5 protein-coding genes and 1 pseudogene are annotated in these 4,943 nt (G+C 32.2%); all 6 read left to right on the top strand.

Annotated elements, in window-relative coordinates; translation table 11 throughout:
* Positions 1 to 684, top strand: a pseudogene (locus tag AB8B65_RS20410) (hypothetical protein); the annotation flags it as partial.
* A gap of 213 nt (positions 685 to 897) precedes the next feature.
* Positions 898 to 1,458, top strand: a complete 561-nt coding sequence (locus AB8B65_RS20405) for a Crp/Fnr family transcriptional regulator (protein ID WP_405303131.1) — start codon at positions 898 to 900, stop codon at positions 1,456 to 1,458.
* Between the two features lie 64 nt (positions 1,459 to 1,522).
* On the top strand, positions 1,523 to 2,239 hold the full coding sequence (locus AB8B65_RS20400) for an SDR family NAD(P)-dependent oxidoreductase (protein ID WP_405303130.1): 717 nt from the start codon (positions 1,523 to 1,525) through the stop codon (positions 2,237 to 2,239).
* 160 nt (positions 2,240 to 2,399) lie between these two features.
* Positions 2,400 to 3,503 (top strand): hypothetical protein, encoded by a 1,104-nt coding sequence (locus AB8B65_RS20395; RefSeq protein ID WP_405303129.1) that lies wholly within the window; start codon positions 2,400 to 2,402, stop codon positions 3,501 to 3,503.
* A gap of 169 nt (positions 3,504 to 3,672) precedes the next feature.
* Positions 3,673 to 4,245 (top strand): cupin domain-containing protein, encoded by a 573-nt coding sequence (locus AB8B65_RS20390; RefSeq protein WP_405303128.1) that lies wholly within the window; start codon positions 3,673 to 3,675, stop codon positions 4,243 to 4,245.
* Positions 4,246 to 4,520: 275 nt separating this feature from the next.
* Positions 4,521 to 4,943 (top strand): Crp/Fnr family transcriptional regulator (locus tag AB8B65_RS20385; RefSeq protein ID WP_405303127.1); only part of this gene is annotated, 423 nt, incomplete at its 3' end.

Below are 4,943 nucleotides of genomic sequence, written 5' to 3'. Positions count from 1 at the left end.
TTTCAATGGCACGTTGCTGGAAAAAAAGAAAAAGAAAGAGTAAAAGGCGAATGGATTAAAATAATCCCAAACTTGAATAAAGTAAAGCGGATTTCTATCGCTTTTGGAATTAATCAAGAGTTTCTTGACATTTTTTGTGAGTTACCAAATCTTACTGACTTAATAATTGACGGTTCAAAAGCAACTGACTTAAATCCAATTTTAAAACTGACAAAACTAAAAAGATTAGAATTAGAGAGGTTTACTCAATTAAAAGATATTTCGCCAATAACGAAAATTGAACTGACTCATTTAAGAATTGAAAACTCTTTTAAAATAGAGAATTATGAAAAAATAGGAGAAATATTTTCTCTTATTGGACTTTCATTAAACGGAGATGCTTTTGCACCAAGGAATTTGCGACTTAAAAGTTTAGAACCTTATGAAAAACTTATAAACCTAAAACATTTGGATTTGAATTCCTCTTCTGTAATAGATAAGAATTCTTATAAGAGTTTGTTATCGATTAAGAATTTAATCAGGTTTGATATTTTGGTAATTGTACCTAAAGAAATTAAAGAAGAAATATTACAGAAACATAAAAAACTGAACTCTGGAAATTTTGTAGATTGGGATGATAAGAACAAAAAAATCTATGATGACAAAGATTGGGAAATAAAGAAATTAGAAGAACTGAAAAAATAACTGTTGGCAACACCGTATATAATTTATTGCTAGCTTCTTGCCTACTTACGAAAGTCCTCGTGGACTTTCTTGGTCGGTAATTATTTACTAAATTAGGTGCTTAAAACACGCAACAAACCATATACATAAAACGTTAGCGGTCATTGAAAAAAAAATCGAACTTATCTAAGATAATATTTATTCAAATACCAATTTCAACTATTAAAACAATAAATGAAAGATTTTTTATTAAGCATACACAAAATTAATAATGAAGTTTTAAATAAGTATATTTCACATTGGAATGAAATATCAGTTCCAAAAAAAACTACAATTACTGCGCAAGGAGAAACTCAAAAATACCTTTATTTCGTCTTAGAAGGTGTCCAGAAATCCTATTATTTAAAAGATGATAAAGAACATATAATTTCTTTTTCATTCGCACCTTCCTTTTCTACAATACCAGAATCATTTCTAACACAAACACCTTCAAAATGTTATTTAGAAACGATAACAGATAGCCGTTTCTTAAGAATTTCCTACAAAAAACATCAACAATTAATGTTAGAATATCGCGAAATTGAAACTTTGTTCCGAAAGATAACTGAATTCTTTTTAGTAGAAATGGTAGAAAGACATTATCAATTAATGTCACACGATATTGAATCACGTTTTGTTCTATTAACTAAAAAATATCCTTTTCTTATTAATATGGTTTCCAATAAAGATTTAGCTTCTTATTTGAGAATAGACTCTACAAATTTCAGTAAATTGTTAAACCGTGTCAAGATTTAAAATGTTGGTCAGCACCAAGATTTTAAATTCTAAACATCATTATTTTTGCGTTTAAAATTATTTTATGAAACGAGCAATAATAATTGGAGCAACTTCAGGAATTGGAAAAGGACTTGCGGAAATTTTGGTTGACAATGATTATAAAGTTGGCATTACAGGCAGACGGATAAAATTACTTGACAAATTAAAATCCCAAAATCCAAACTCATATTATACACGGGCTTTTGACATAACCGACACAAAAATAATTGTTGAAAATTTAGACGCATTGACAACTGAACTTGGTGGACTTGACTTGTTAATAATTAGTTCAGGAACGGGCGACTTAAATGAAAAACTTGACTTTGAAATTGAAAAGCGAACAGTTGAAACCAATGTAATAGGATTTACTTGTATCGCAAATTGGGCTTTTAATTTTTTTGAGAATCAGAAGTCAGGACATTTAGTTGCAATCAGTTCAGTTGGTGGGCTTCGTGGGAGTGGAATTGCACCTGCATACAATGCAACAAAATCGTATCAGATGAATTACTTGGAAGGTTTAAGACAAAAAGCGAAAAAAACAAATGAATCAATTTTTGTAACAGATATTAGACCAGGATTTGTTGATACCGATATGGCTAAAGGCGAAGGACAATTTTGGGTTGCGACAGTTGAAAAAGCAACTCAACAAATTTTTGAAGCTATTAAACGAAAAAAACAAATTGCCTATATTACGAAACGTTGGAAAATAATTGCGATAATCCTAAAACGAGTACCCAGACAAATATATGCCAAAATGTAACGATAAAAAAAACAACGAAACCGCTAACAATGTATATAAAAAACAGGCGAAATAGTGCTAAATTCAAAGGTTTTGGCTCGTATCAAACTTCGTGCTTAACCGAAAGTTTCGCGCTTCGTAATCGCCTACTTTTCATATACTAACCGTGGCAACCATTAGAATGAAACAACTTCAAATCATAATTCTTCTTTTTTTCAACATCAGTGCTTTTGGACAAAAAGTGACATATAATCACGTTGTTGATTCAACAAATGCGGAAACTAAAGAAGTAATGAATCTTTTTGAAAACTACTTGGCTTCAAACCCACAAAACAAAACAAAAAATCCATTTTGGAATATTGAAGAACAACAGAATCATAAGAATTTTGACTTCTTGGAAAGCGAGTTTAAGCCTTCACTTTATATGGGATTTCCAGTTCACATTTTAAGCATAAAATTCAAAAATGACATCTGTGTAATTAAAGCCCAGTTTTCTTATTGCAAAAAAGATGGTAGCCCATACGTTTTGGCAATAGCAAACTATATCGCAAAAAAGGAAAACGGAAAATTTAAATTGCTCAATGCTTTAACTGTAAACAAACAAACTTGGAATTGTACAACGGTCGGTCTTGTGGACTTTTATTATCCTAAATACCATAAGTTCGATTACCAAAAAGCTCAAAAGCTTAATGATTTTATAAGTGAAACTTGTAAGAATTTTGGTGTAAAGCCAAAACCTTTTGAATATTATCTCGCTGACGATTATGATGAAATTCAAGTGCTAAAAGGGCTCGATTATTATATTGGTATGGGCGGGCAGTCAAAGCCGAGTGGAAAAGCAACTGATGACAAAGTTTATTGTGGTGGTTTGGGAGAATATTATCCGCACGAAGTTTTCCACGTTCAAATAGACGAACATTTTCCAAACAAGCATTTTTGGGTTTCCGAAGGAGTAGCAACATTATTGGGCGGAAGTCGTGGAAAAAGTTTGGATTGGCATATAAAACGGACAAACCTCTATTTACAGAAACATCCAGCAATAGACCTAAACAATATGCTCAAGCTAACTAACTTGGATAGCGAAACTTCATATCATTATGTTTTGGGCGGACTAATAGCAAAGAAAATATTGGACAAAGGCGGTTGGAGTCTACTTAAAGAATTTATGTCAAGTGGCAAAACTGATGAAGACTATTACAATGCGATTGAAAAACATCTTGAAATAAACAAATCGGAACTTAACGAATATGTTCGAGAGCAATTACAAATTGAATCAAAAAAATAACGGTTGCCAACAATGTATATAAAAAAATAGGCAAAACAGGAGTAAATTCAAGGCTTTTAGCTCGTATCACACTTTTTGTTTAATCGAAAGCTTGGTGCTTCGAAATCGCATACTTTTCATATACTAGCCGTTGGCAACAATATAAACTAACCAATCAAAACTCAATATTATGGAACGTAAAGACTTCTTAAAATCAACAGCAATTGGAATTGGAGCTTTGTCGATTATTCCGATACTTAATGCTTGTAAATCGGAATCAAAGGAGGAGAGTATTAATGAACCTTCAAAATCGGAAGTTACAGAATTACAAAAACCCAAAATTGTTAAAGAGAAAGAGGGAAATAAATTAAACGTTTTAGGAGACAATCAAAACATCAAGTTGACAGGTAAAGACACCAACGGGCAGTACACCTTAATTGAGCAGAATAATGAACCAGGAATCGGAATTCCACCACACGTTCATGAGAATGAAGATGAAGTTTTTCAAGTATTGTCTGGTCAGGTAGAAATGAGCGTTGGTAATCAGACCACCACTTTAAAAGCTGGCGATTTAATCTTTTGTCCAAAAGGAGTTCCTCATTCATGGAGAGTTGTCGGAGAAGAAAAAGCACGAGCCATGTTAAGCATTTTTCCCGCTGGATTAGAGGGAATGTTTCAGGAATTATCGGAATTACCTGCAGGACCACCTGACATGGAAAAGGTAACAGCAATTTGCGGAAAATATAATTTGAAATTTGTATAAATAAAATACAGTTGCCAACTTAGCATAAATTTTATGGCTTAGTTGGTTACACCTATTGAACTTATACTCAATTATTGTAACTTGATATAGCGGATAGATCCTTAATACGGCGCCTACTCACGCTGAATCGCACGCAGAAACAAGTTCTGCTTCCCGCATTTGCTCCGCAAATCGCGTTCTGCCGATTCAGCCGTGAAAAGTCGCCACAAAGTATATGCAAAACCGTTACCTGCAAGCTATAAAAATGAATTATGTAAATAACACCTAGCTAATACATGAGTATTTTACCAACAACAAAAAAAATAAAAGTTAATAAAGGAGACGTACTTCTTAAACAAGGTCAAATAACAAAACATGGTTATTTAGTAAAAACTGGATGCCTTAAGAGTTATACTTTAGACGATAATGGTAAAGAGCATATTTTACAATTTGCGCCAGAAAAATGGATGATTTCAGATTTGGATAGCTTTACAAATCAAATACCTTCAGTTATTTTTATTGAAGCTATAGAAGATAGTGAAGTTGCATATATTTCTAAATCAGAATTTAATGACATTTCGCAATTAGAAAAACCAGAAATTATTGAAATTGCAACAAAATTTAGAAACAATTTAATTGCCACAAATAAGCGTGTTATAGGATTATTAAGTGCAACCGCAGAGCAACGTTATATAGACTTCACATTACTTTATCCTACA

The sequence above is a fragment of the Kordia sp. genome (assembly GCF_045105435.1).
GTDB lineage: Bacteria > Bacteroidota > Bacteroidia > Flavobacteriales > Flavobacteriaceae > Kordia.
This window is presented reverse-complemented; position numbering and strand designations above follow the sequence as displayed.

Bases quoted from the DNA above. Each gene is read 5' to 3' on its own strand.
- AB8B65_RS20405 (WP_405303131.1), top strand. From the start codon at position 898: ATGAAAGATTTTTTATTAAGCATACACAAAATTAATAATGAAGTTTTA.
- AB8B65_RS20400 (WP_405303130.1), top strand. From the start codon at position 1,523: ATGAAACGAGCAATAATAATTGGAGCAACTTCAGGAATTGGAAAAGGA.
- AB8B65_RS20395 (WP_405303129.1), top strand. From the start codon at position 2,400: ATGAAACAACTTCAAATCATAATTCTTCTTTTTTTCAACATCAGTGCT.
- AB8B65_RS20390 (WP_405303128.1), top strand. From the start codon at position 3,673: ATGGAACGTAAAGACTTCTTAAAATCAACAGCAATTGGAATTGGAGCT.